A 25,391-nucleotide genomic window follows, 5' to 3' on the forward strand; every position below is an offset into this window, starting at 1 on the left:
TACCTCGTCTCCGTCTACGCCCTCATCGGCATCGTCGCCGCCGTCGCCGGCATCCTCCTCACCGCCCGCACCGGCTCCGGCCAACCCACCTCCGGCAGCGAAGGCCTCGAACTCAAGGCCATCACCGCCGCCGCCCTCGGCGGCTGCGCCCTCAAGGGCGGCAAGGGCGGCATCGGCGGCACCCTCCTCGCCGTCGCCCTCCTCGGCTGCCTCGAGAACGGCCTCACCGTCGAAGGCATCAACTCCTTCTGGCAGAACGTCGCCCAGGGCGCCCTCCTCGTCGCCGCCGTCGTCATCCAGCAGCGCCGCAACGGCGAACGCGCCATCGGCCTCCCCGCCTGAGGCCTGCCACCCTCCAACCCCCTGATCCTCCGCCCCCTCGCGGAGCCGGACAGCGGCCGCCCCATGGCTGTGGCGTCCGCGGCTCCTCGGGAGGGCGGACCGGCGGCGCGCCGCTGAGGGTCGGCCGCGCCGCCACCGGCTGCCGGTTCCCCCGCCTCCTTACGGGCGGGCGGGGCCGGCAGCCTCCCTTTTTCTCAGCGCATTCCCAGGACCTGCGCCGGTGGCCCCGGGCGGCGCACCGTCTACGATGTTCACGCAGACACGAGAGAACGGACCGGTATGGACCACAGCGTGACGCCCGGCAGCACCACCCGCGGCAAGCAGCGCCCGCCCTCCCAGGCGGACGTCGCCGCGCTCGCGGGCGTCTCCTCCCAAACGGTCTCCCGCGTGGCCAACCACCGCCCCAACGTGGAGCCCGAGACGCGTGACCGGGTCCTGTCCGCCATGCGGATGCTGGGCTACCAGCGCAACAGTGCCGCCCGGGCCCTCACCCTCGGGCGCTTCCACGTCCTCGGTGTGGTCACCTTCGACATCGCCGCCCAGGGCAACGCCCGCACCCTGGCCGCCATCTCCCGCGCCGCCCAGGCGGCCGGGTACTCGGTGAACGTGGTCTGCGCCGAGGCCCAGACCGAGGACGCCGTGCAGCAGGCCGTCCGCCAGCTCACCGACCAGGCCGTGGACGGCCTGATCGTCATCGAGGCGCAGATCCTCGACCGGCGCGGCTTCGACATCTCCTCCGGCGTCCCGGTGGTCGTCGCCGACGGCGACCCCGAACGCCGCTTCCCCTCGGTGGACACCGACCAGGCCGCCGGCGCGATCGCGGCCACCCGCCACCTCCTCGACCTCGGCCACCGCACCGTCTGGCACATCGGCGGCCCGCAGGACTCCTACGCGGCGCGCCGGCGCGCCGCCGCCTGGCACAGCACGCTCAAGGAGGCCGGCGCCCCCGTCCCGCCCCTCGCCCTGGGCGACTGGACCGCCGCCTCCGGGTACGAGCTCGGCCGGGAGCTGGCCGCCCGCCCCGAGGTCACCGCCGTCTTCGCCGCCAACGACCACATGGCCCTGGGCCTGTCGCTGGCCCTGCGCGAGGCGGGCCGCCGGGTCCCGGAGGACGTCAGCGTGGTGGGATTCGACGACGTCCCGGAATCGGCGTACTTCGCGCCCCCGCTGACCACCGTCCGCCAGGACTTCGAGGAGGTCGGCCGCCAGTGCGTCGCCCTCCTCCTCGACCGGATCGACCCGCCGGGCGGACAGCGCGCCGGGACGGAGCCCGTCTCCGTCACACCCCACCTGCTCGTCCGGTCCAGCTCGACCCGCCCCCCGGCCGTCGGCCGGGCCTGAGCACCGCAGGCCTCCCGGGCGCACCACGGGTGCCGGGCCGCCGACGGTGATCACCGTCCGCGGCCCGGCACCCGGTCGTCAGCTCAGCTTGATCTGCTGACTGCGGCCGCCGCCGCAGGTGTTCTGCACCAGCGGGGCGCCGTCGGCGGTCGAGGCCCCCGAGATGTCCAGGCACTTCCCGCTGTGCCGCGCCAGCAGGGTGAGGTAGCCGCTGCCCGTGCTGCGCACCGACCACTCCTGGTTGGCGCCGCCGTTGCACGTGTACTGCACCAGCGGGGCGCCGTCGGCGGTCGAGGCCTCGGCGACGTCCAGGCACTGCCCGCTGCCCCGCGCGACCACGTTCACGTAGCCGGGGCTGCTCGCCCGCAGCGACCACTGCTGGCCGGTGGCACCGTTGCAGGTGGACTGCACGGCGGGCGCGCCGGCCGTGCCGGGGGCGCCGGGGACGTCGGCGCACTTGCCGCTGCTCCGCAGCTGGAGCGCCTTCCAGCTGTCGGGTGCCGTGCTGCGCAGGTTCCAGGACTGGTTGCTCCCGGTCGTGGGCCGGTAGACCCCCACCGGAGCCCCGTCACCCGTGGACGCGCCCGTGACGTCGAGCAGGTCGCCCGTCGCCTTGTTGACCAGGGTGCCGTGGCCGTCGCCGTTGGTGGAGAGCATCCACAGCTGCTGCGCGGACGAGTTGGCCGCCGCGAAGCCGAGCGTGCCCGGGGTGGCGGTGGCGGTCAGGGCCTTGCCGTTCGCCGTGTTGGTCAGGCGGTAGGCGGCCGTGTTGTCGGAGCCGCCGGAGACCTTGGTGAACTTCCACTGCTGCGCCGGGTCGGCCGGGTTGGCGGGGTGCTGGACGGGGCCGCCCTGCGCGCTCGCGGCCGCGGACAGCGCCAGGCCGCTGTTGTCGCTGACGAGCTGCCGCACCTGCCCGGCGGGGGCGGCGGCGGTCACCGCGGCGTCGGTGCCGGTGGCGCCGGGGATGACGAAGGTGGTCACCGAGCCCGGGCCCACCGTGGTGGTGAGCGTCTTGGCGGCGGTGGCCCGCAGGTCGCCGTCGCGCTGCAGGTTCTTCCCGGCGTCGGTGGTGTAGCGCTCCACGGGGGTGGTGGTGCTGACGCTCTGGAAGGCCGCCAGGTCGAGGGTGACGCTCTGCGGCGCGCCGGTGGGGTTGGTGTAGACCGCCACCGTGCCCGTGCCGCCGGGGCGCAGGGCGGCGAGGGTGTTCGCGGAGTCGGTGGTGATCACCCTGGCCCCGGGCCGGATGAAGCGGCTGTAGTTGGCCATGGCCCAGTACTTCTTGTTCTTGCGGATCGGCTCGGCGCCCGGGTTCGTGGAGGTGAAGTCCACCTGGACGAGGCCCCAGTTGGCGTTCTCGTGGGCGGGCGTCATGTTGGCGTAGTCCTCGACGGCCTGCCACATCACCCAGGCGCTCGGCTCCAGCTCCCGGATGTCGTCGGTGACGTGCTGGGCGAAGTCGAGGGCGGGTGACATGTCGGTGAAGCTCTGCGGGACGGTGCCCCCGAGGTCGACCTCGGACATCCACAGTGGCTTGCCGGCGCCCTTGGCGATGTCGCGCGCCCCGGTGCGGCCGCCGGTCTCGTACGTGTGGGTGTTGAGCTTGCCCACGGTCGAGCGCACCGCCGGTGCGTAGGAGTTCCAGTCGGAGCGGAACAGGTCGGGCCTGGTCTCGTCCATCGCCGAGACCGGGGTGCTCACGCCGGCCGCGTCCAGTGCGCCGCGCAGCGCGGTGACCAGGTGGGCCTGCGAGGCGACGTCCCAGTGGGAGCCCTCCTGCCTGCCGCCGGCGCCCCAGTAGGAGGTGCTCGGCTCGTTCATCGGGGAGAGGGCACCGAAGGTCACGCCGGTGGCGGTCTGGGCCCGCTGCAGGGACCCGGCCAGGTAGGCGGCGAAGCGGTCGTACTGGTCGGGGCGGAGGTTGTCCTCCCAGCTGTTGGCCGCGCCGGAGACCAGCCCGCTCCTGGTCATGAAGTAGGGCGCGGAGTTGGAGAAGGCCTCGAAGGTGTCCGCGCCGCGGGTCTTCGCGGCCTTGAGCCACCACTGCTGGTTGGCGTCGGCGGCGGCGTTCCAGTGCGTGGGGTCGGCCGGGTTCCACCAGTCGGCGGGCTCGGTCCAGCCGGCGGTGCCGGAGGCCGGCGGGCCGAACGCCGCGGGGCGGTTCCAGTACCCCGGCACCGCGGCGCCCGGGCGGAGGTAGGGCGTCGTCTCGGGGCTGTCGCCGCCGCCGATGTTGTAGCGGGCGACGGTGAAGCCGAGGCCGTCCGGGCCGAAGAGGTCGTCGGCGAGCTGGGAGCGTTCGGCCTCCGGCCACCCGCCGGTGACGTTGGCGAACCAGGCGAGGGAGGTTCCCCAGCCCTGGAACGGCTGCTGCTGGTAGCCGGGGTCGAGCCGGACGGTGACGTGCGCGGCGGCTTCGTCGGCGAAGGCCGGCGGGGCGCTCAGCGTGCCGGCCGCCAGGGCCGCGGCGGCGGTGACGGCGGCGCCGAGGCCGGTGCGGGCCCGGCGGGTGCGGGCTCTGCCGGCGCGGTCGGTCGGTTGCTTGCGCGGGGACACGGGTCCTCCTGGGCTGATGGTGGTCGGACAGGGCGAAGCCCCTCCGCCGGACACGGTGGTGGTGGAGGGGCTTCGTCGGGGGGGCTCGGGTCAGACGGTGGTGCGCTTCCACTGCTGGTTGGTGCCGGTGCCGCAGGTCCACTGCTCCAGCGCGGTGCCGTCGGCGGTGGACTGGTTGGTCACGTCCAGGCACTTGCCGCTGTGCCGGGCGATCAGGCGGACGTAGCCCGTGGCACCGGTGACCTTCTGGACCTGCCACTGCTGGGACGGCCGGCCGTCGCAGGGGTTCTGGACGGCGAGCGCGCCGTCGGCGGTGGACGCGTCGGCGATGTCGAGGCACTGTCCGCTGTGTCGAGCCATGATCTGGGCGTAGCCGGTGCCGAGGTTCTTGATCCAGAAGTTCTGGTTGGCGCCGTTGCCGCAACCCCACTGGATGAGCTGGCCCGCCCGGGCGAAGGAGTAGTCCCGTACGTCGACGCACTTGCCGCTCTGGCGGCCCGTCAGGCTCTCCCAGGTGGCCTTCATGCCGGCGACGACGCCGGTGGCGGCGTTCACGGTGATCTGCGGGGAGTAGCCCATGGTCATGGTGGTGGCGGTCGGGAACGTCAGCGGCAGCCAGACGTACTGGGAGTCGTTGACCGTCCCGCCGCTGGCGTTGCCCCAGCGGTCGCCCATGTACAGGTAGCCGGTGCCGCCGCTGCCCTGGACGGGCAGCACGAAGGCGGTCTGGCTGGAGTAGGTGACGGAGTCGCCGATGTCCTGGAGGTCGCTCCAGGAGCCGGTGACGCTGGTGGCGGTGCCGTACTTCTGCTGGTTGGGCGCCCAGCCGGTGGCGTGGGAGGAGAGCAGGAAGTAGACGCCGTCGCGCTTGAACATCGCCGGCGCCTCGCGGGACTGGCCGTTCCACAGGCTCTGCACCTGGGCGTCGATGCCGGTGTAGTCGGCGGTGAGCCGGTAGACGTGCAGGTCCCGGTTCTCGTTGGCGGCGGAGATCATGTACCCCGTGCCGTCGTCGTCCACGAAGGTGGTGATGTCACGGGACATCTCGCCCAGCGGCCGGAAGCTGCCGCGCCAGGTGTAGCTGCCGTCGACGGTGGAGGAGACGGCCACCGCGGCCCGGGCCTCGCCGTAGTCCGAGCCGTTCTCCTTGTGCATCCACATGACGAACTGGCCGGTGGCGGCGTTGTACATCACCTTGGGCCGCTCGATCACGGCGTACTGCAGCTCCGGGTCGGTGGACTGGCTCAGCACGTGGCCGCGGAACTCCCAGGTCCGGAGGTCGCTGGAGCGGTAGCTGGAGACGTAGCGGAAGGTGTTGTCGGCGTTGCGGTCCTCGCCGAACCAGTAGTAGTACTTGCCGACCTTGATGACGCCGCCGCCGTGGGCGTGCACCGGGTTCCCGGCGGTGTCGGCGAACTGGGTGCCGTTGGTGATCGTCACCGTGGCCGCCTGGGCGGTGCCGACGCCCTGGAAGAGGGGGAGGAGCAGCGCCAGCAGGGCGCCGAACAGGATCGTTCTCAATCGCGGCATGACTTCATACCTCTGGGTCTCGCAGATGCACGCGTGACGGCCGCGTCCGGTCCTGGTGGCGCGGGACTGCCAGGGCCGACGTGCTGTCAGGCACCCTGTTTCAGGGCATGCCTGACGTCGAATTCCCGCGCACGGCGAATGCGGTGGGGGCGGGACTGTCGTGCGGGCATCTTGGGTGGGGGTGGAATTCGTCGTGCGGGGTCGAGGACGGTGGGCCGGTGGAGCGGCGCGGCGCAGGGGCACTCATTCCCGGTGAAGGAGCTTGCGCGCCGGATCGACAGGCCGGGGGCGGCTTTGTGGGCAGTCCCCGTCGTCCCGTCCGCGGCGTCCGGAGGATGACCGGGGAGTAACCGTCTGTCGGCGCCCCCAGCGCGTCCGTCGCGGGGATGTTGGCGCAAACAAGCGGTCGACGGAGAGTCTCGGAGCGCCGTCCGGCAGTGTCAAGGGTTTCGTCCAAGTTGCGCCCGGACGGGACGAATCGGCCCGTCCGGTAAACTCCGCGTTACCGGTCCATCACTTCTCCGTGACGGAATCGTCGGTGCCGCCCGCAGAAGCGACAGGATCCCCCGGGCGCGCCGGGGATCCTGGTGTGCGTTGTGGTCCGAACATGTGGGTTTCCGGGGTATCCCTCCGAGGGCCGGCGGGCCGCGGCCCGCCGGCGGGCTCAGCGGCCGTCGAACAGGTGGGCCAGCCGGGTGGGCGTCAGGCGGATGTCGTCGAAGTCGACGCGGCAGCCCTCGCCGACCGGCGACTGGACTTCGATGCCGACCCGGACGGGAGCCGGCCCGTCCAGGGCGAACTGCCTGATCAGACGCCAGGTACGGCCGTCGGAGGAGACGTGGAAGGCGAACGCCGGCGCGATCCGGCTGATCCGCAGCCACAGTGCGTCGCCCTCGACCGGTCCCGCGACCGCGTCGTCCGAGCGCCCGCGGGTGACCACCGAGTAGACGCTCGGCGCTCCGTCCGGTGACTGCTCGAAGTTGAGCTTCGCCCAGTGGTCGGCGTCCGACCGGACGATGAGGGCGCCCGCGTCCCACGGCGCCCGGAATCCGACCCGGAGCCGGGCCGAGAACTGCCAGTCCCCGTCCGGCGGGTCGACCAGCGCCGTCGCGGCGTTGCGCCTGGCCTCGCCGGTGAGCGGGTCGGTGAAGACGTCGGTTCGGGGGGCGGCGGTGACGGACAGGACGTGGCCGGCCAGGGAGCAGGCGGCCGGGGCGGGCGCCCAGCGGAGGGGGGAGGCGAATGCGTCGTCGAGGCTCATGGCGTCATTGTTGACACTGGGCGAGGGAGATCCACCAAAGATCCACAGAATCAGCCAGATCCGATCGTCCAGCCGTGATCCGACAAGTCGCCCGATGAAAGACTGTTGCATTATGGTGACTTCGGTTTAATGCTGTGCGTTAATGGAGAGGAGATTCCCGTGGGAGGCGCATCATGAGCAAGTGCACCGGCGACGCCGGCCGCCCGGGCGGCGCGGTCGGGGCCCGCCTGCCGTCGGCCGCCCACCGTCCCACCGCGCCGCGCGTCCCGACAGAACCGTCCGCGAGGGGTGCCGGCGTGCACGGGACGGTCACCAGTCTCGCGGACGGCCGCGAGCTCACCTACTACCACGTCGAGGCCGGGACCGGCCGCGGCACCGCCGACAGCCGCCCGCTCGAACCCACCCCGGGCCACTCCGAAACCAGACTCGACCCGGTGGCCGGCGACTGGGTCACCGTCGCCGCACAGCGCCAGGGCCGCACCCACCACCCACCCGACCACGATGCCTCCTTCGCCGACCTCCCCGAGGAGCGGGCCCGCCTCGTCCTGGACGCCTGGAGCGACCGAACCGCCGCACTGTCCGCCCTGCCGGACGCCGCCGAAGGCGTCGACACCCGCCGCCTGGTCGTCAACGGCGAACACGGGAGCGCCTTCGTCCCGTTCGCCGCCCGCCGGCCCTACGAAGTCCACCTCCACCCCAAGCGCCGGGTGCCCGACCTCACCTGCCTCGACGCGCACGAACGGGCCGAACTCCCCACCTTCTAGCTGTACTTGCTGTGCCGCTCCGCCCGCCTCTGCCACGGCGGAGCGGGCCGGCCGGCCCCGCTCCCCACGTCGCCGCCTGGCACCAGGCCCCCAAGCGGGGCGGGGCGGAGCCGGCCCCGCACCTCGAACTGTTCACCGTCCGCCGGACGGCGGACCGGCTCACGTACCCGGCCGGCGTGGAGCCCGGGGCCGACGCCTTCGTCAACGACGTGTGCCCCGAGGACGCCGCCCGCCGGCTTCGCGAACTCGCCGCGTAGACGCAGGTGGCGGCCGAGTCGGGGGTCTGGCGGTCGGCCCGGCGGCCCGCCGCCGCAGGGCGCCCCGAGCCCTCCCGAGCGCCCTGCCCCCGGCCCCGGGAGGCCGGGGGCGGCCCCCGGGGGCCCGGCTGTCGGTTTCTGATCGTTCCGGCGGTAGCCTGCCCTCTGGACGTAGCGGGACATCGATGCCCGCCCAGGTCGTCAGGGGAGCTCGTGACCGATCAAGGGATGCTGGCACCACAGCGTCAGGCACTGATCCTGGAGGCCGTGCGCCGTCGTGGCGCGATGCGGGTCGCCGAGCTGGTCGAACAGCTCGGGGTGTCGGACATGACCATCCGCCGCGACCTGGACACCCTGGCCCGCCGGGGAACGGTGCAGAAGGTGCACGGCGGCGCCGTGGCGATCGGCGCCTCCAGCACCGACGAGCCGGGCTTCGAGGCGAAGTCCTCGCTGGAGGAGGCCGCCAAGGCCGCCATCGCGGACGCCGCCGCCGCACGGGTGGAGCCCGGCAACGTCGTCGCGCTCTCCGCCGGCACCACGACCTTCGCGGTGGCGTCCAGGCTGCTCAAGGTGCCGCAGCTGACCATCGTCACCAACTCGCTCGCGATCGCCGACCTGGTGTGGGCGGCCGGCCGCGAGGCCGGGGCGAGCACCCCCGCGCTGCTGCTGACCGGTGGATCGCCCACCCGCTCGGCCGCCCTGGTCGGCGCCCTGGCCGAGCAGACGATCCGCTCCCTCCACGTGGACCTGCTGATCCTGGGCGCGCACGGCGTCTCGGAACGGGCGGGCCTGACCACGCCCAACCTGGCCGAGGCGCAGGCCAACCGCGCCATGATCGGCTCCGCCCGCCGGACCGTGGTGGTCGCGGACCACACCAAGTGGGGGGTGATCGGTCTGAGCAGCTTCGCGGAACTCGCCGAGATCGACTGCTTCATCACCGACGACCCGCTGCCGGCGCAGGCCCGCGGCACGCTCGAAGAGGCGGTCGGCGAGCTCGTGGTGGTCTCCACCGCCACCGGCTGACCCGCGCGAGCGGGCGCGGGCGGGTGCGAGCGGGCGCGGGCGGGGCCGAATGCCCCCGCCCGCGGCCGGTCTCAGGCCGCCCGCGCCCCGGACCCCGACCCCGACCGGGGGCGGGGTATCGACACGAAGCGGTCCGGCAGTCTGACCGTGCGACAGTTCGCACCCGCGAACGTGGACGTGATCAGCCGCGCCAGTCGCTCGTCGGTGGAGAACACCCACATGCCCGGCACGAGCACGATCCGGTGCTGCCCGTCGAGGACGGACCTGGTCAGCAGCTCCAACTGCGGGCGCACGCCCGCAGACGGGGCGCCGTTGTCGAAGTAGAGGGTGGGGGCGAGCAGGCCGAGGCGGCTGGCGAAGCGCCGCAGGGCCTCGCGGTGGGCGGCCATGCCCCGGGGGTCGAAGGGGAAGCAGCGCAGATAGGCCGCGGGGGCCAGACGGGCGGTCGGAGCGGTCACGGAAAGCCTCCTCTTCGCAAGCCCCCAGAACCTCGCCGGAACGCCGGCGGCCCACCCTCCGTACGGACGGCCGGGGTGGCGCCGGGCGGACTCTCCCACCCGCCGGTAGCGCCCGGACCGCGTCCTTGCGTTGCATCATCGGGTCCGCCGCGTGCCGAGTCAATGCCCAACCGCATCCTGGGCGGCTCTGGCGTGCGGTCGGCGGTAGCGCGCTCCGCGCGCCGACGCGGCCGCCGCCGTCGGGCAGGGAGGCCGGTGCCGGCCCGGTCGCGGACGGGCGCCGGCGGTGTGATCCACCCCGGGACCGAGCGGTCCTCCGGACGGATAGCCTGAGGGCGTCGCTCGCGTCCGGAGCGTCACGATGTGAGGAGTCCCGACATGGCCGACGCCAAGAACGCTGTGATCCACACCAGCCACGGTGCCATCACCGTGGAGCTGTTCCCGAACCAGGCGCCGAAGACGGTGCGCAACTTCGTGGAGCTCGCCGAAGGCACCCGGGAGGGGGCGACCGACCCGCGTACCGACGAGCCGATCAGCGGCCCGTACTACGACGGCACCCCCGTCCACCGGATCATCGACGGGTTCATGATCCAGGCGGGCGACCCGACCGGAACCGGTCGCGGCGGCCCCGGGTACACCTTCGGTGACGAGCGCTACCCGGACCTCGTCTTCGACAAGCCCTACCTGCTCGCCATGGCCAACTCCGGCCCCGGCACCAACGGCTCCCAGTTCTTCATCACCCTGGGGCCGGCCGCCTGGCTGAACTTCAAGCACACGATCTTCGGCAAGGTCGCGGACGCCGCCTCCGAGAAGGTCGTGGCCGAACTCGGCTCGGTGGCCACCGACGCGAACGACCGGCCGCTTGAGGCGGTCACCATCGACCGGATCGAGATCAAGCGCTGAGACCCCTCGGTGAGCACGAACCGGCCGGACCACCGGCCCCGGGGCGAGTGGCTCAGGGGGACGGGACCGGCGCCGGCGCGGGTCGGCCGTCGCCGTACACGCTCGCCATCGAGGAGGTGCCGGTGGTGAGGAAGTCCCGGATGGCCGCCAGGTAGGTGTCGCGGTCGACGGTGCCGCCGCCGTGGGGGTCGAGGGCGTCGAAGGCCGCGTCGACGTCGCCCTCCGCGTTCCCGGTCGCGGTGCGCAGCCGGCTGAACTCCTCGCGGGTGAGGCGGCCGTCGGCGTCGGCGTCGGCGAGGTCGAACAGCGAGCCGAGGGCGGGCCGGCAGGTCGCCTCGAACGCGTCGTGTCCCGCCCAGGAGCGGTACTCCTCGAAGGTGACGCGGGAATCGTGGTCGGCGTCCATCTGGCGCCAGACCTCCTCGTGGGCGGTCCGGGCCGCGACGACGAGCGGGTCCCGGGCGTCGCGCCCACGGCCGCGGCCGCCCGGTCGACCCGGGCGGCGTACTCCGCCCGCGAGATGACGCCGTCGCCGTCCGTGTCCAGCATGGAGAAGATGCGGCGCTTCGCCGGATCTGACATTGCGTGTCCTCCTGGTGGCTGTCCGGGGTTCTCGCCGGTCGCGCTATCCAGTGGGACCGCCCTGGCGGCGCAGGCGCGTCGACGCCCGACCCGGGCCCGGCTCCGGGCCCGCCCCGGGGTCACAGCCAGCCGCGCTCCTTGGCGCGCAGGGCGGCCTGGAAGCGGGTGGTGGCGCCGAGGCGGGTCATCAGGCCGGCGACGTGGGTGCGGTACCTGCGCAGGGAGATGTTCAGCTCGCGGGCCGCGTTCTCGTCCTTGCTCCTGCCGCTCCTGTTCACGGTCCGCTATCCGACGCTCGCCCGTGCCCGGCACGCGGCCGCGGCGGGCCCGGCCGCCCGGTGAGCACCCCTGACCCCGGTCGCCCGGTCCGTGCGTCGTCCGCGGCGACGGGCCGGGCGGCGTCGTCGTAAGTCGGTTGCCCCGTCCGCCGGGCGGGCGTCACAGTGGGCGCATCGCGCCGAACCACCAGGGAGGAGCGCGACCGTGAACGCCTTCACCCGCTCCCCGTGTCAGCGCTCCCGTATCAGCGCTTCCGGTACTCCCGGATCCGGGGGACGTCCTCGTAGTGCGCCCGCCGGATCCGGCCGGGCCGCCTCGGGGGACGGTCCCCGAGGCGGCCCTCTTCGATGCGGCGCCTCCGCCGAGGGTGAGCTGGGCACGGGAGGGCCCAGGGGTCTGTAACACCCCCGCTTCGGCTGTGACGGTTCGACTCCGTCCTCGCCCACCCAGGCCGGCTCCGCACGGCAGCCGGCTTGCCGCACCGGTGGTCTGACGCTGTTTCAGTGTCAGACCCTCCGAGCATAATGAAGTATCGCCGCAGACGGGGGCCGTCCTGGCGCGGCCGGATCCGCATTCCGAGCGACCCGCGCGAGCGGGCCGGAATCCGTGCGCCGCAGGTCGTCAGGCACCTCGTCCGGCGCCAACTGGGGGAGTGGATAGATGATCATCATCGGTATCGTCATTCTGGCCGGACTCGTCCTGTTCGGCATCATCGCCGGCTCGCTGACGGACGGCGGGGACCGGAAGAGGAAGTCCCGTTACCGCGGCGGGGATTCCGGCAGCGGCGACTCCGGCGGCAGCGGCGGCGGTTGCGGCGGGGGTGGCTGTGGCGGAGGTGGTTGCGGCGGCGGCTGCGGCGGCAGCTGAGCGCCCGGCCGCCGGGAACGGAGCAGGCGTGCTCTCACGAACGTACTCCCGTCGCGTCGACCGCGTTCAGGCGGCCGTCGAGGCGCTCGAACTGCCCCCCGCCGTCTACCGGACGTGCCCGTTCGAACCGCGCGAGCTGGTCGAGACCGGGCTGCGCCAGTGGCTGCGCTGCTGCGGGGCGGCGATGCTGGACCGGGAGGTCATCGGCATGCCGTCGTTCGCCGTGGACGAGGCGTGGCACGGGCTGATCCTCTGCACCGAGCGCTACGCGGCCTTCTGCCGGAGGGCCTACGGGCGGTACCTCCACCACCATCCGCAGGGCGGAGAACTCGCCGGCAGCGCGCGGCGCGCCGGATCGATGGCGGAACAGCTGCGCCGCACCGCCGTGGCCTGGTCGTTCGTGGCCCGGCCCGGTGAGGAGTGCGTCCTGTGGGACCTCGACGTGCGGGTGGGCGTGCCCGAACCGTGGGGCGCGGGCACCCGGCCGTAGTGGCGACGGTGCCCGCGGCCGACATGGTTCGGGGCGGGTCGGCCGGGATTCCGGCCGACCCGCCCCGGGATCGTGTTACTTGGTGAAGCCGATGTTCTCGTACAGGTAGTCCGAGAGGCCCGGGGCACCGAGGTTGGCGACCGACTTCTTCACACCGAAGATGGCGGGGCGCTGGTACAGGGTGACCAGGGCGGCGACCTTCCAGGCCTCGGCGTCGGCCTTGTTGATGGCCGCGAACTCGGTCTCGGGGGTCTGGGCGGCGGCGGCGTCGGCCATCGCCTGGTCCAGCTCGGGGCTGCCGACCTGGCTGTAGTTGGCGCCGCCGTCGGTCTTGAAGTTCGCGGTCGCGGAGCTGGCCGGGAACGGCGTGCCGATCAGCGAGAACGCCGTCATGTCGAAGTCGTACTTGTAGATGTACTTGTCGAAGAACTCGTTCGACGGGGCGGTGAAGATGTTCACCTTGACGCCGACCTGCTGCAGCATCTGGGTGAGCATCGAGCCCTCGTTGGTGGCGATGGTGACGCCGGCCGGGATGACGAACTTGAGGTTGAGCTCCTTGCCGTCCTTCTTGCGGACGTCGCCGTCCATCTTCCAGCCCGCCTCGTCGAGCATCTTCTTGGCGGCCTCGGGGTCGAACTTGCTCAGGCCGTCCGAGTTGTCCTTGTAGCCGTTCTGGTTCGGCACCAGGAAGTGGTTGTTCATCGCGGCGGCCGGCCAGCCCAGGCCGGTGAGGTCCGACTTGGCGATGGTCTCGCGGTCGATGGCCTTGAAGAGCGCCTGGCGGACCTTGGGGTCGGTCAGCATCGGGCTCTTGCCGTTGAACATGAAGTGGCGGAAGTTCGGGCCGCCGGCCTCGCGGACCTCGCCGTCGGCGGTGGACTGGATCTGCTTGAAGCCGGACGCGTCCGGGCCGTTGTCGTAGAAGTCGATCTCGCCGTTCTGGAACGCCTGCGGCATGGTGTTGGTGTCCATGGCCTTGTAGACGATCTTGTCGAGCAGCGGCTTCTGGCCCCACCAGGCGGGGTCGGCGACGACGGTGACGGTCTTGGCGGTCTGGTCGATCTTGTCGAGCTTGAACGGGCCCGCCGAGGTCGGGATCTTGTCGACGTACGCGGTGTTGAAGACGTCCGGGGTGGCGACGTACTTGGCCGGGAACAGCGGCGCGTTGGCGGCGTTGTTGAACAGCGCCTGCCACTCGGAGAACGGCGACTTGAAGGTCATGATCGCCTGGTAGTCGTCGGCACCCTTGACGACGCTCTCGACCTGGTCGAAGCCGGTCGTCGAGGTGGCCTTGAACTCCGGGTTGGTGCCGTTCTGGGCCTTCCAGTTGGCTTCCAGGTCCTGCCAGGTGATCGGCGTGCCGTCGTTCCACTTGGCCTTCGGGTTGAGGGTCCAGGTGACGACCTGCTTGCCGTCCTTGGTCTCGGACTTGGCGTCGAGCAGGTAGTCCTTGTTCGGGGTCTGGGTGCCACCGGCGTCCGAGTGCCAGAAGGTCGGCATGAGCGCCTTCATGACGTCGGTCGTGGAGACCTCGTTGCCGTCCGCCTCCAGCGGGCTCCACTGGCTGGAGAGCTGGTCGATCGCCCAGTTGAGCGTGCCGCCCTGCTTCAGGTCGGCACGGTCCTTCTCGTTCATGGCCCGCTGGGTCATCTTCGGGGCCTCGGACTTGGCGGGAGCGGCGTCCCCTCCGGAGGAGCTGCTGGAGCAGGCGCTGAGGCAGAGCGAGGCGGTGGCGACGGTGGCGACCAGCGCGACCGGGATCCGGGTGTGCTTCAAGGGATTCCCCAGGGAGTGTGCGGAAGGGTGGATGGACCCAGCGGGCCGCCGGAGCGGAAGGTGCTGGAGGGTTGGCACTGCGGACTTGCGGGTGGGGCCGGACCGGGCTGTTCCGCCGGGCCCGGCCCCCTTTCGTGGGGGTCGGATCGTGGGGTCAGATCACTTCGAGGGCGGCGGCGAAGTGGCAGGCGGCGACGTGGTCGTCGGAGAGCCTGCTGTTGCCGGGGTCCTCGTCGCGGCAGCGCTGCTGCTCGGCCTCGCTCAGCGCCGGGTGCTTCGGGCAGCGGTTGCGGAACCGGCACCCGGTCGGCACGTTGGCCGGGCTGGGCAGGTCGCCGCTGAGCAGGATCCGGGTCCGCTCGCGTTCCCGGCGCGGGTCCGGGAGCGGGACGGCGGAGAGCAGCGCCTGCGTGTACGGGTGGGAGGGCGCGTCGAAGATGGACCGGGAGTCGCCCAGCTCGACGATCCGGCCCAGGTACATCACGGCGATCCGGTCGGCGATGTGCCGGACCACCGAGAGGTCGTGGGCGACGAACAGGTAGCTCAGACCGAGCTTCACCTTGAGCTCGTCCAGCAGGTTGAGCACGCCCGCCTGGATCGAGACGTCGAGGGCGGAGACCGGCTCGTCCAGGATGACGAGGCGGGGCTCCAGGGCGAGCGCGCGGGCGATCGAGATGCGCTGGCGCTGGCCGCCGGAGAACTCCTGCGGGTAGCGGTCGGCGTGGTCGGGGTTGAGGCCGACCATCTCCAGCAGCTCGGGGACGCGGGCGGCGATCCGCTCCTTGTCCCAGCGGTGCGTGCGCAGCGGCTCGGCCAGGATGTCACCGATCGGCATCCGGGCGTCCAGGGCCGCCATCGGGTCCTGGAACACGATCTGCATGTCCCGGCGCAGCGCCTTGCGGTCGGCCCGGCCGAGGCCGCGGACGTCCTTGCCGAACACGGTGACGGTCCCGGCCTGGCCGCTGGGCAGGTCCAGGATCTCCAGCAGGGTGGTGGTCTTGCCGCAGCCGGACTCGCCGACCAGGCCGAGCGTCTCGCCCTCGCGGATGTCCAGCGTGATGCCGTCCACCGCCTTGACCACGCCCACCTTGCGCTTGATCACGGCGCCCTGGGTGAGCTGGAAGTGCTTGGTCAGCCCGTCGATCTCCAGCACCTTGGGGCGCTGCTCGCGCGGCACGCTCTCCAGCGTGACGGCGGCCGGGAGTTCGGGCACGGGGTAGATGGTGGCGGGGTCCAGCGCGCCGGCCAGTTCGTGGCTGCGGTGGCAGGCGGTCGGGTGGGTGTTGCCCTCCTTGACCGACAGCGCCGGCTCCACCTCGCGGCAGCGCTCGACGGCGATCGGGCAGCGGGCCGCGAACGGGCAGCCCTCGGGCAGCTCGACCATCGACGGCGGGGTGCCCTCGATCGGGGTCAGGGCCCGGCGCCCGGTGTTGTCCAGCCGGGGGATCGAGCCCAGCAGTCCGATGGTGTACGGCATCCGCGGGCGGTAGTACACCTCGTCGACACCGCCGGACTCGACGGCCCGGCCCGCGTACATCACCTGGACGCGGTCGGCGAAGCCGGCGATCACGCCGAGGTCGTGGGTGATCATCACGATCGCCGCGCCGGTGACGTCCTGGGCCTTCTTCAGGACCTCCAGGACCTGCGCCTGGATGGTCACGTCGAGGGCGGTGGTGGGCTCGTCGGCGATGATCACCTTGGGGTCGTTGGCGATCGCCATGGCGATCATCGCGCGCTGGCGCATGCCGCCGGAGAACTCGTGCGGGAAGTTGTCCACCCGGCGCTTCGGGTCCGGAATGCCCACCACGTCCAGGAGTTCGACGGCCCGGGTGCGGGCCTGCTCCTTGGTCATGTCCTGGTGGATCCGCAGCGCCTCGACGATCTGGGTGCCGACCGAGTAGACCGGGGTGAGCGCGGACAGCGGGTCCTGGAAGACCATGCCGATGTCCTTGCCGCGGATCTTCGAGAGCTCGTTGTCGGACAGGCCGAGCAGCTCACGGCCGCCGAGCCGGACCGAACCGGAGACCTCCGCGGCTTCGGGCAGCAGCCCGAGCACGGCCATCGAGGAGACGGACTTGCCGGAGCCGGACTCGCCGACGATGCCGAGCACCTCGCCCGGGCGGACGGCGTAGGAGACGCCGCGGACGGCGCGGACCTCGCCGGCCTCGCTGGGGAAGGAGACCTGAAGGTCCCTCACTTCGAGTACGGGCTGCGGCTTGTCCAGCCGGGTGTCGGTCACCGGTCGGAGTCCTTCCTTGGTACCGGGGGTGCTGGTGTCGGGCTGCGGGGGCTGGAGCGCGTCCGTCATGACGAGCTCACGACGTCCCGGGTGCCGCCGGGGAGCGTGGCGCCCCGGCGGGCGGCGTTGCGCTCGGCGAGGGCCCTGCGGCGGCGCCCCTTCGACTTCGCCCCGCCGGAGGTCGGGTCGAAGGCGTCGCGCAGACCGTCGCCGACGAACGCGACCGCGATGCCGATCAGCACCAGGCAGGTGGCCGGGAAGTAGAACAGCCACTGGAAGGTCGGCGCGTTGGTGGTGTTGTCGGCGATGATCGTGCCGAGCGAGACGTCCGGTGCCTGCACGCCGAAGCCGAAGAACGACAGGCCGCTCTCGCCGATGACCGCGGCACCGACCTGGATCACCGTGTCGATGATCAGTAGCGAGGCCATGTTCGGCAGGATGTGCCGGATGATGATGACCGGGCCGGGGACGCCCATGTACTTGGCGGCCTTCACGAACTCCCGGTCCTTCAGCGTCAGCGTCATGCTGCGGACCACCCGTGCGGTGATCATCCAGCTGAACGCCGCGAGCAGGACCACGAAGATCAGCCAGCTGGAGTTGCGGAAGATCGGCGACAGCACGGCGATGATCAGGAAGCTCGGCAGGACCAGCAGCAGGTCGACGAACCAGGTCAGGCCCTTGTCGATCCAGCGGCCGTAGTAGCCGGCGAAGGCGCCGACGAAGCCCGCGACCACGGTGCTGATGCCGCCCACCAGCAGGCCGATCACCAGCGACTTCTGCAGTCCGCGCATGGTCAGCGCGAAGAGGTCCTGGCCGCCCTGGTTGGTCCCCCACCAGTGGTTCCCGCCGGGCGGCGCGTTGAAGGCCATGTAGTCGTGGAAGCGGTAGTCGTACTTGCTGAACGACGGGCCGGCGTACGCGGCCACGAACAGCACGACCAGGATGCCCAGGCCGACGAGGGCGAGCCTGTTGCGGGCGAAGCGGCGGGCGGTGAGCCGGCCCCGGCCGGTCCGCTTGCGGGCGGTGGCGGGGGACTTCGGGGCGCTGGCGGCCGGGGTCTGCGGGACACCGGCCGTGGCGGCGGCCAGGGCGGAGACCGCCTCGCCGCCGGCGGCGGAGGTGTTCGAGGGGGCGGGTTGGTCGGCGCTCATGTTCTCTCTCCTCTACGGGTGTTGGGGTGCTCGGCGGGGCGGGGTGCGTCAGCGCACCCGGACCCGGGGATCGAGCGCCGCGTAGAGCAGGTCGGACAGCAGACCGGCGATCAGCACCAGGCCGGCGGTGAACAGGGCCACCGCCGACGTGGTGTTGACGTCGTTGCGGGTGATGGAGTTGATCAGCAACTCGCCCATGCCGTGCCAGCCGAAGGTCTTCTCGGTGAAGGTCGCACCGACGAACAGCAGCACGATGTTGAACACCAGCAGCGGCACCACCGGGAGGATCGCCGTGCGCAGGCCGTGCTTGACCAGGGCGGTGCGCCGGCGCAGGCCCTTGGCCCGGGCGGTGCGCAGGAAGTCGCTGCCGAGGACGTCGAGCATGGTGCTGCGCTGGTAGCGGCTGTACAGGGCGATCTGGATGAGGATCAGCGTCAGGCCGGGGAGCAGCATGTGCTCGGCCCGGTTGCCCAGGGCGGCGAAGTCCCAGCGGCCGGCGAACTCGGCGTCCGTCTCACCGGTGAAGTGGATGGTGCCGGCGCCCAGGAACTTGATCGTCAGCAGCTTCAGGAAGAGGCCGAGCACGAAGACGGGCATCGCGAGGACGAAGAACGAGGCCAGGGTCGTGAACCGGTCGAAGAACTTGTACTGCTTGATCGCGCCGATGGTGCCGAGCGCGACGCCGCCGACCGAGCCGACCAGGGTCGCCAGCAGCAGCAGCCGGGTGGAGACGCCGATCCGGCGGCCCACCTCGCTGTTGACCGGCGAGCCGTCGATCGACTTGCCCAGGTCCCCGTGGATCACACCGTTCGCCCAGGTGCCGAAGCGGCTGACGATCGGGGTGTCGGGGTTCATGTTGACGTCGTCGAGCGTCTTGCTGATGGTCGCCTTGGCCAACGGGGGGTTGCGGCCCTCGTAGTTCGCCTGCGGGTGCAGGCTGAGCCCCGCGACGAAGTACGAGAGAGAAGCCGCAAGTATGACGAGTATCAAATAGTTGGCCAACTTGCGGAGCATGTAGCGGCCCAAGGCGGTTCTCTCCCTCGTGCGGACCCGCGCCCACCGACGGAACAGGACTCCGGGGTCCGTGAGGACGGAGGACCGTGCGCGGACTGCCGTGGAGCGTCTTTGATGTCGGACGGATGGTCGGAAAGGTCGGCCGCCACTGTCAGGCGGCTCGGATGCACATCTTGCTGACCGGGCGGAGGGCTGTCGACTGACGCTTTGTCAAAGGTTAGGTAAAGAAGGGTTCAGTCCTTTGGGTGGCAGCCCTCTTTGACCATGGCTTCCTCGGTCCGAGTCGCAGGCCACGAGGTGTTTTGCAGGCTCAGGGGCTCCCGGAACGCATGGTTCCACCGGTCGAAGTGTTTGTCCGGTTATGTTCGTGCATGTCCCGCCAGTGGCGAGGATTCGCCAACAAACGGACGCCGTGAGCTGCCTGATCGAGCAGTCATTTCACCGCCTCCCAGCTGTCACTCCGGCCCCACGGGACGGTGTCGCGGGATCGTCGGGACGGTTGCGGCAAGGGGGTCTCCCATCGACCTTAGTTGACGTGTGCGCGTCGGGCGTGATCATTTTCGGTCGACCGGGACGGATGCCCTGGCGCGCGGTGCATCGGTGCCCCGGAGGCAGGGCCGTGCGGGTGGGTGTGCGCCGGAGGTTCGGGGCCCGGAACGGGGCCGGTGCGGGTGACCGAGGGGGCTCGGTCACCCGCACCGGGGGTGGGGTGTCGCCGGGGGTGTCGTGCTGCTTCACCCCGTGGTCAGGCTCAGTTGTCGCCCATGCTCCAGTTGCCGCACTGGAAGATGCTGAACGGGAAACAGATGTAGCCGCTGCCGGCCTGCTCCTCGCTGTCGAGCAGCTGCAGGGCGTTGACGTCCTCGGTCATGGTGTTCTCCTTCTGTGGAGGGGGAGTTGTCACATGTCGTTGATGCTCCAGTTGCCGCACTGGAAGATGCTGAACGGGAAGCACATGTAGCCGGTGGTGGTCTGCTCCTCGCTGTCGAGCAGCTGCAGGGCGTTGACGTCCTCGGTCATGGTGGTCACCTCCTTTCGGCCGGGTCGGGGGCGGGGAGCCAGAGGCGCGGTCCGCCGTGGTGGAGCCGTACCAGCAGGCCGAGGGGCCCGCCGAGTCCGGTGTTGTAGCCGACGCCCACCCTGGTCAGGGTGTCGTCGGGGATCAGGAGCAGCCCGTCGTGGACGACGTGGCGTGCGTGGGCGCAGGCGAGGAGTTCCTCGGCGCGGCGCCGGTGGAGGGGCTCGTCGAGGGCGTCGGCGAGGTCGAGGAGGAACTCGGCGTTGCCCGCGAGGCCGTGGCAGGCGGCCGGTGAGCTCTGCCACCGCCAGCGGTACACCTCGGCCGCGGCCTGTTCGGCCGTCTCGCGGTAGCGCGGGTCCCCGGTGGCCTGCCAGAGCCGGATCAGGAAGGTGCCGATGCCGGAGGCGCCGCTGCACCAGTGGGGCGCGTGGGCGGGGGCGTCGGCGCCGCGGTCCTCGACCGGCCAGGCGGCGGCGCCGTCACGGACCCGTGCGGTGGCGAGCAGCGTCTCGGCGGCGACCCGGGCGGCGTGGACGAAGTCCTCCCGTTCGGCGGTGAGTCCGGCGAGGAGCAGGAAGGTCGCGACGCCGGCGACGCCGTGGGCGAAGCCGAGGTGGGTGATGCCCGCGAGTTCGGAGTCGAAGTCGGCCGGGACGGGCCACACCACACCGGAGCGGCCCTGCGCGGCGGTGGTCAGCAGGTGTTCGGCGGCGGTCACCGCGCGTCGGCGGAACTCCTCGTCGCCGGTGGTCCGCCAGAAGTGGAGCTGGGCCAGGCCGGCGCCGGCCACGCCGTGGCAGACGTCGGGGTTGGGCCACCGCAGCGGGACGGCGCGGGCCAGCTGGGCGGCGTGTGCGGCGAGGCCGTCGTCGCCGAGCAGCCGGGCCGCGTCCAGCAGCGCCCAGGCGGTGCCGGAGCGGCCGAAGTGCAGTCCGGGCAGCAGCTGTCCGCCGGTCCCGGCCCGGGCGGCGATCCACTTCGCCGCCTCGGCGACGGTGGCCCGCAGCCGCGGGTCGGCGCGGTGGGCGGCGGCCGCGGTGAGGACGGACAGGACGCCGGCGGCACCGTGCTGCACGTTCAGCGGATCGGTCCCCTCGCTGGAGGGGCCGGCGGGCCAGAGCCGTACCGGGTCCTGCGGGGTCATGGTGTCCATCAGATGGGTCAGCCCGTCGGCGAGCAGCCGTCGCGCGGTCCGGTCGTCCAGGACGGTGCCGCTCCCCGGGGCGGCCGCGGTGGCGGCGGGCAGCGCGGCGAGCGCCGCGCGGGCCTTCGCCAGGCTCCACCGCTCGTTCCGGTCCTCGGCCATGAGCCCGAGGACGAGCGGGCGGAGGTCGGTGAGGTCCGGGCGGTCGGCGAGCGCGGTGGCGAGCAGGGCGGCGGTCCGTTCGTCCCGGCCGCGGGCCGCCCCGCGGTCCGGGGCGAGCGCCGGGTCGGTACCGGTCAGCAGGTGGAACAGCACGGCACCGAGGCTGTAGAGGTCGGACTCCGGCGCGGGGGCGGGGCCGCTCGGTGCGCCGTCGACGACCTCGGGCGCGCCGAAGCCCGGGGTGTGCAGGCGCAGGACGTGCTCCCCGGGGCGGGCGAGGGACTCCAGGTCGATCAGGCGGACCTCGCCGTCCGGGGTGACCATCAGGTTGTTGGGGTTGAAGTCCCGCAGGACCAGGCCGAGTTCGTGGACGGCCGCGACGACGTCCAGCAGTTGCCCGGCCAGGTCGAGCACCTGGGCCCGGTCGGGGCGCAGCCGCTCGGACACCCAGGCGCGCAGGGTGCGCCCGGCGACGAGCTCCTCCACGAGGTACCGGTTGCCGCCCTGGCCGAAGACCTCCACGACCTGCGGACATCGGCCGAGCGGTGCGAGCAGGGCGTGCATGGCGGCCTCGTGGTCGAGCAGGTCGCCGGCGTCGGTGCCTTCGAGGACGGCCCCGACGTGCCGGCGGGCCTCCTTGACGACGACCTCCAGGCCGGTCCGCCGGTCGGTGGCGAGGAAGACGCCGCCCTTGTAGGCGTGCCGGATCGCCTTGTGCACGACGTAGCGGTTGTTCAGCAGCACGCTCGTCCCGGGGGCGGCCGGGGGAGTGTCGGGGAGCGGGAGCGGCGAGGCGGCCCAGGCGGGCGGGGTGAACCCGGCCGTGCGCCGGTCGCGGACGAAGGTCCCGTCCGGCGCCTGCAGCATCGGTTCGACCGAACCGTCGTTGGTGAGCCGCGGGGAGCCACGGAAGGCCCCGTAGCGGTAGTGGACCGGGCTGTCCGGCCGGTACCGGCGGTCGGAGAGGATGCCCGGCCCCGGCAGGTGCGCGGTGGCCCGGTGCAGTTCCTCGGCGAGCCGGCGGAAGTGGTCGTCGTCGTCCGGGTAGACGGTGATGAACTTCCCGCCGCCGCCCCGGTCGTAGCGGGCGGAGACGAGTTCCGTCAGCCGGCCGGGTGTACCGGCGCACTTGAACGGGGCCCGGGCGGCGACGAGCACTTCGGCGGCCCGGGTCAGCACCGTCGGGGCGGAGAGCGGGGTGGCGGACACGTGCAGCTTCCAGCCCTGCCGGCGGCCGAGGCCGGCGTCGCCCGGCCGGACGTGGCACCAGAAGTCCCCGGGAGTGACGGTCCAGCCCCGCGCGCCCTGACGGCGCAGCACCGCCCCGATCAGGTCGGGGTAGAACGTGGCGTACGGATCCGCCGAGCCCTGACCCGCCGTCTGCCCCTCTGCCATCGTTCTTCCTTCGTCCGTGGAGCCCTGCCGGAGCCGGTCGGCCTCCGAGCGCATCGCTGATCCTGGCGGCGCGGGGACGTCCGGTTCATGGGGGACGACCACGTATCTTCCGGCCGTGAACCCCCATGGGGCCGGTCGACGGCTCGCCGAACGGTCCCGACCCCGGGCCGGGTCCGGTGGGTCCGCCGGGGCGCGTGGTGCCGTAACGGCTCCGTCGGCCGCCACGGCCGGCGGGCGGGGGCGGGTTGACGTGCCCGTTACCTGGGCGGAGCGGGAATCGCGCGCAGGTTCGGAAACTGTCGGCCGGCGAGGCGAGGAGTGGGTTGTTCCCGTACCGGGGGGCCGGTTCCGGTCCTGCCCCGGCCCGATCGGGCTTTGAGCCGTACCCGGGGGCGGCCGAGACGCCGGCCGGGGAGCCCGGACGGGCCGGGAGATGCCCGGCTCGGCGCGGTGCGCCGTCGGGCCTGCTGACGCTCCCGGCGCCCGGTCCGCGCGATGAACCGCCCGTTCGGCCCGTCCGCGCGGGGCGGGGGCCTGGTAGCTCCGGGGGAGGAGCCCCCGACCCCCGGGTGGCGGAGCCGTCCTCGGCACCCACGAGGGGCACCGATCCTCGTGAACATGTCCAGCAGCGTCGGCTCCGCCGACCCACCGGTGCGGCCGGCCCCGATCGTCGGCTGTCGGCGCACTCGAATCGGCCAACGTCGGGGGAGATCCGGCTGAGGTCCCGCCGCCGGCCGCACCGATTGCCGTACCGTGACCGGCAGCGAAGTGGAGGACCCTTTGAGCGCCCAGCCCGACCACCTTCCCGCCGCGCCGGCGGCTCCGGCGCCGCGTGCCGCCGCCCGACTGCTCGCCCGTATCCACGCCGAGCCGCCCGAGCGGGCCGCCAGGTGGCTGTCGGCGTTCGAACGGGACTGGGCCAAGGCGCTCGACGACTCGCGTCAGACCTACGACCTCTCCCCGCTGCACCACGTGGTCCGGACCTGGCGGGTCCGTCTGGACAGCGCACCGGCGGTCGACGCGTTCGTCGCCGCCGGCCCGGACGACGGGGACGGGGTCGACCTCGCCGAACTCACCGGGACGGACCGGTGAGCGACCGCGTCTGGCCGGCCCGGCTGTCCCCGCAGGCGGCCAAGACCTTCGTCGACCTCCCCCCACACGCCCAGCGGACGGTCCGCGACCTGCTGGACATCGCCTCCCGAACCCCCTGGGGGTGGCCGCAGTGGGACGCCACCGACCTCGAAGGCGAAGACGTCCGCTGCGCCTCCGTCGGCCAGCTCAGCCTCGTCTACCTGGTGAACCGCCCGGCCGGGCGCCTGCACGTCATCGACATCGTCTGGCTCGGCTGACAGCCTCCGCGGATCCGGCCGACCTTCACGGCGGGGGTCGACCCTCACGGCGACGGCGGCCCGAACGGGCCGCGCCCGACGGTCGCTTCGGACGACGGTCGGCGACGCTCCGGTCCTCCGGACGGCGACCGGCCGTGGCTCCGTGGACGGTCGGGCGGCCCAGGCCGGCGGACCAGAACGACGGCATCCATCGAACCGAAGTGGCGGAACCCCTCGTTCCAAGTGCTGTAGAGGGAACGGCCGTGGAGCACCGTTCTCGACGTTCCGTCCCCCGAAGGAGCCCGCCGCCATGGGAAATCACCGCAAACCCAGCCGTCCGAGCCGGGCCCGCCTCGCTGTCCTCACCACGGCCGTGGCCGGCGGCGCGGTGCTCGCCGCCGGGACGGCGCACGCCGAGCCGGCGCCCACCCTGGCCTCCGTCAAGGAGCAGGTGGACAGGCTCAACGGGGAGGCCGAGCAGGCCATCGAGCGTTACAACGGGTTCCAGGAGAAGCGGCAGTCGCTCCAGGCCGACGCCAACCGCATCCAGGACAAGGTCGCCCGCGGCCAGGACTCGCTCAACGAACTGCGCACCTCGCTCGGCGCGGTGGCCGGTGAGCAGTACCGCAGCAACGGCATCGGCCCGGGCGTCCAGCTGATGCTCGACTCCGACCCGGCCGGCTACCTGGAGCGCGCGGCCGTGCAGAACCAGGTCGCCGACAGCCAGGCCGCGTTGCTGAAGCAGGCCCGCGACGCGCAGCGCAAGCTCGACCAGGACCGCGCCGAGGCCACCGCGATGCTCGCCCGACTCGACGCCGCGGGCGCGTCGCTGGGCGAGGAGAAGAAGCAGATCCAGGCCAAGCTCGCCGAGGCCGAGGCCCTGCTCAACAAGCTCAGCGCCGAGGACCGGGCCAGGATCAACGCCCAGGAGAGCGCCGAGAAGGCCAAGGCCGCCGCCCAGCAGGCCGCTGCGGCCGACCGCGCCGCGCGCGCCGCCGAGCGGCCCGCGCAGGCCGCCGCCACGGCACCCGCGACGCGCCCGGCCGCCGGAGCCACCCCGGCGGGAGCCGCCCCTGCCGGAGCCGCTGCCGAAGCCCCTGCCGGAGCCGCCGCCGGACCCGCTCCGGCGAGCGCGGGCGGCCGGGCCGCCGACGTCGTCAAGTTCGCCACCGCCCAGCTCGGCAAGCCCTACGAGTGGAGCTCCACGGGACCGAACTCCTTCGACTGCTCAGGCCTCACCGGCGCCGCCTACCGCGCGGCCGGCGTCAAGCTCCCCCGGATATCCCAGGACCAGTGGAAGTCCGGCCCGCACGTCGCCCGGGGCGACCTCCAGCCCGGTGACCTCGTCTTCTTCTACGACGACATCCACCACGTGGGCCTCTACATCGGCGACGGCAAGATGATCCACGCTCCGCGCAAGGGGAAGAACGTCGAGGTCCTCCCGATCAGCGTGATGCCGTACATGGGCGCGGTCCGCCCGGCTTGAGCCGCGGTGGCCGGGGCGG

General features: G+C 72.5%; 22 protein-coding genes, 1 tRNA gene and 1 pseudogene. 11 read left to right on the forward strand and 13 right to left on the reverse strand.

The genetic code is table 11. From position 1 onward, the window contains the following. Nucleotides 1-342, forward strand: a 342-nt coding sequence (locus ACZ34W_RS27325) for an ABC transporter permease (RefSeq protein WP_465607841.1), incomplete at its 5' end; no start/stop codon positions are given. Between the two features lie 279 nt (nt 343-621). Next, on the forward strand, nt 622-1,683 hold the full coding sequence (locus ACZ34W_RS27330) for a LacI family DNA-binding transcriptional regulator (RefSeq protein ID WP_465607843.1): 1,062 nt from the start codon (nt 622-624) through the stop codon (nt 1,681-1,683). A 78-nt stretch (nt 1,684-1,761) separates the two neighbouring features. On the opposite strand, the gene ACZ34W_RS27335 is transcribed toward ACZ34W_RS27330, so the two are convergent. The 3 genes from ACZ34W_RS27335 to ACZ34W_RS27345 all read right to left on the reverse strand — a co-directional run bounded on the left by ACZ34W_RS27335 (nt 1,762) and on the right by ACZ34W_RS27345 (nt 7,033). Continuing rightward, nucleotides 1,762-4,242 carry an RICIN domain-containing protein gene (locus ACZ34W_RS27335; RefSeq protein ID WP_465607845.1) on the reverse strand — a complete coding sequence of 827 codons (2,481 nt, stop codon included), beginning with the start codon at nt 4,240-4,242 and terminating at the stop codon, nt 1,762-1,764. 90 nt (nt 4,243-4,332) lie between these two features. Beyond that, on the reverse strand, nt 4,333-5,772 hold the full coding sequence (locus ACZ34W_RS27340) for an RICIN domain-containing protein (protein WP_465607847.1): 1,440 nt from the start codon (nt 5,770-5,772) through the stop codon (nt 4,333-4,335). A 664-nt stretch (nt 5,773-6,436) separates the two neighbouring features. Beyond that, nucleotides 6,437-7,033, reverse strand: a complete 597-nt coding sequence (locus ACZ34W_RS27345) for a DUF1349 domain-containing protein (RefSeq protein ID WP_465607849.1) — start codon at nt 7,031-7,033, stop codon at nt 6,437-6,439. A gap of 296 nt (nt 7,034-7,329) precedes the next feature. On the opposite strand from ACZ34W_RS27345, the pseudogene ACZ34W_RS27350 reads away from it, so the two are divergent. After that, nucleotides 7,330-8,054: pseudogene (locus ACZ34W_RS27350) on the forward strand (hypothetical protein). 228 nt (nt 8,055-8,282) lie between these two features. Then, nucleotides 8,283-9,077 carry a DeoR/GlpR family DNA-binding transcription regulator gene (locus ACZ34W_RS27355; protein ID WP_465607851.1) on the forward strand — a complete coding sequence of 265 codons (795 nt, stop codon included), beginning with the start codon at nt 8,283-8,285 and terminating at the stop codon, nt 9,075-9,077. Between the two features lie 71 nt (nt 9,078-9,148). Here ACZ34W_RS27355 and ACZ34W_RS27360 read toward each other — a convergent pair whose 3' ends face one another. Beyond that, complete coding sequence (locus tag ACZ34W_RS27360; protein ID WP_465607853.1) at nt 9,149-9,535, reverse strand: hypothetical protein; 387 nt, start codon at nt 9,533-9,535, stop codon at nt 9,149-9,151. A gap of 378 nt (nt 9,536-9,913) precedes the next feature. Here ACZ34W_RS27360 and ACZ34W_RS27365 point away from each other — a divergent pair, with 378 nt between their 5' ends. Continuing rightward, nucleotides 9,914-10,438: a peptidylprolyl isomerase gene (locus ACZ34W_RS27365; protein ID WP_329491613.1), complete on the forward strand. Its 525-nt coding sequence runs from the start codon at nt 9,914-9,916 to the stop codon at nt 10,436-10,438. Between the two features lie 52 nt (nt 10,439-10,490). On the opposite strand, the gene ACZ34W_RS27370 is transcribed toward ACZ34W_RS27365, so the two are convergent. Together ACZ34W_RS27370 and ACZ34W_RS27375 are read right to left on the reverse strand one after the other, a co-directional pair. Further along, entirely contained in the window at nt 10,491-10,844 is a 354-nt protein-coding gene (locus ACZ34W_RS27370; protein WP_465607855.1) for an EF-hand domain-containing protein, read from the reverse strand. Nucleotides 10,845-11,139: 295 nt separating this feature from the next. Then, nucleotides 11,140-11,298 carry a hypothetical protein gene (locus tag ACZ34W_RS27375; protein WP_465607856.1) on the reverse strand — a complete coding sequence of 53 codons (159 nt, stop codon included), beginning with the start codon at nt 11,296-11,298 and terminating at the stop codon, nt 11,140-11,142. A gap of 366 nt (nt 11,299-11,664) precedes the next feature. On the opposite strand from ACZ34W_RS27375, the gene ACZ34W_RS27380 reads away from it, so the two are divergent. From ACZ34W_RS27380 to ACZ34W_RS27390, 3 genes are all read left to right on the forward strand, one after another. Then, nucleotides 11,665-11,744, forward strand: a tRNA-Tyr gene (locus tag ACZ34W_RS27380). Between the two features lie 215 nt (nt 11,745-11,959). Beyond that, a complete protein-coding gene (locus ACZ34W_RS27385) occupies nt 11,960-12,166 on the forward strand; it encodes a hypothetical protein (RefSeq protein WP_329491617.1) in 207 nt (68 codons plus the stop codon). 28 nt (nt 12,167-12,194) lie between these two features. Next, on the forward strand, nt 12,195-12,656 hold the full coding sequence (locus ACZ34W_RS27390; protein ID WP_465607859.1) for a glycine-rich domain-containing protein: 462 nt from the start codon (nt 12,195-12,197) through the stop codon (nt 12,654-12,656). A 75-nt stretch (nt 12,657-12,731) separates the two neighbouring features. Here the strand turns inward: ACZ34W_RS27390 and ACZ34W_RS27395 are convergent, their stop codons facing one another. From ACZ34W_RS27395 to lanL, 7 genes are all read right to left on the reverse strand, one after another. Beyond that, complete coding sequence (locus ACZ34W_RS27395) at nt 12,732-14,432, reverse strand: ABC transporter family substrate-binding protein (protein WP_359809763.1); 1,701 nt, start codon at nt 14,430-14,432, stop codon at nt 12,732-12,734. Between the two features lie 154 nt (nt 14,433-14,586). Then, entirely contained in the window at nt 14,587-16,740 is a 2,154-nt protein-coding gene (locus tag ACZ34W_RS27400; protein WP_465607861.1) for an ABC transporter ATP-binding protein, read from the reverse strand. After that, nucleotides 16,737-17,822 (reverse strand): ABC transporter permease, encoded by a 1,086-nt coding sequence (locus ACZ34W_RS27405; RefSeq protein ID WP_465607863.1) that lies wholly within the window; start codon nt 17,820-17,822, stop codon nt 16,737-16,739. Before ACZ34W_RS27405 ends, ACZ34W_RS27400 begins: the two co-directional genes overlap by 4 nt. 48 nt (nt 17,823-17,870) lie before the next feature. Next, nucleotides 17,871-18,848: an ABC transporter permease gene (locus ACZ34W_RS27410; protein WP_465607865.1), complete on the reverse strand. Its 978-nt coding sequence runs from the start codon at nt 18,846-18,848 to the stop codon at nt 17,871-17,873. A gap of 739 nt (nt 18,849-19,587) precedes the next feature. Further along, complete coding sequence (locus ACZ34W_RS27415; RefSeq protein ID WP_329491623.1) at nt 19,588-19,707, reverse strand: ALQxL family class IV lanthipeptide; 120 nt, start codon at nt 19,705-19,707, stop codon at nt 19,588-19,590. 29 nt (nt 19,708-19,736) lie between these two features. Beyond that, a complete protein-coding gene (locus ACZ34W_RS27420) occupies nt 19,737-19,856 on the reverse strand; it encodes an ALQxL family class IV lanthipeptide (RefSeq protein ID WP_329491624.1) in 120 nt (39 codons plus the stop codon). A gap of 5 nt (nt 19,857-19,861) precedes the next feature. Continuing rightward, nucleotides 19,862-22,558, reverse strand: a complete 2,697-nt coding sequence (lanL, locus tag ACZ34W_RS27425) for a class IV lanthionine synthetase LanL (RefSeq protein WP_465607868.1) — start codon at nt 22,556-22,558, stop codon at nt 19,862-19,864. Nucleotides 22,559-23,311: 753 nt separating this feature from the next. Here lanL and ACZ34W_RS27430 point away from each other — a divergent pair. From ACZ34W_RS27430 to ACZ34W_RS27440, 3 genes are all read left to right on the forward strand, one after another. Then, the gene (locus ACZ34W_RS27430) at nt 23,312-23,650 is read left to right on the forward strand and encodes a DUF6247 family protein (protein WP_465607870.1); all 339 of its coding nucleotides are present in this window, start codon (nt 23,312-23,314) and stop codon (nt 23,648-23,650) included. Beyond that, entirely contained in the window at nt 23,647-23,907 is a 261-nt protein-coding gene (locus ACZ34W_RS27435; protein ID WP_329491627.1) for a hypothetical protein, read from the forward strand. Before ACZ34W_RS27430 ends, ACZ34W_RS27435 begins: the two co-directional genes overlap by 4 nt. Before the next feature lie 289 nt (nt 23,908-24,196). Beyond that, the gene (locus ACZ34W_RS27440) at nt 24,197-25,372 is read left to right on the forward strand and encodes a C40 family peptidase (RefSeq protein ID WP_465607872.1); all 1,176 of its coding nucleotides are present in this window, start codon (nt 24,197-24,199) and stop codon (nt 25,370-25,372) included. The last annotated feature ends 19 nt before the right edge of the window (nt 25,373-25,391 follow it).

The organism is Kitasatospora sp. NPDC022856, assembly GCF_055561235.1.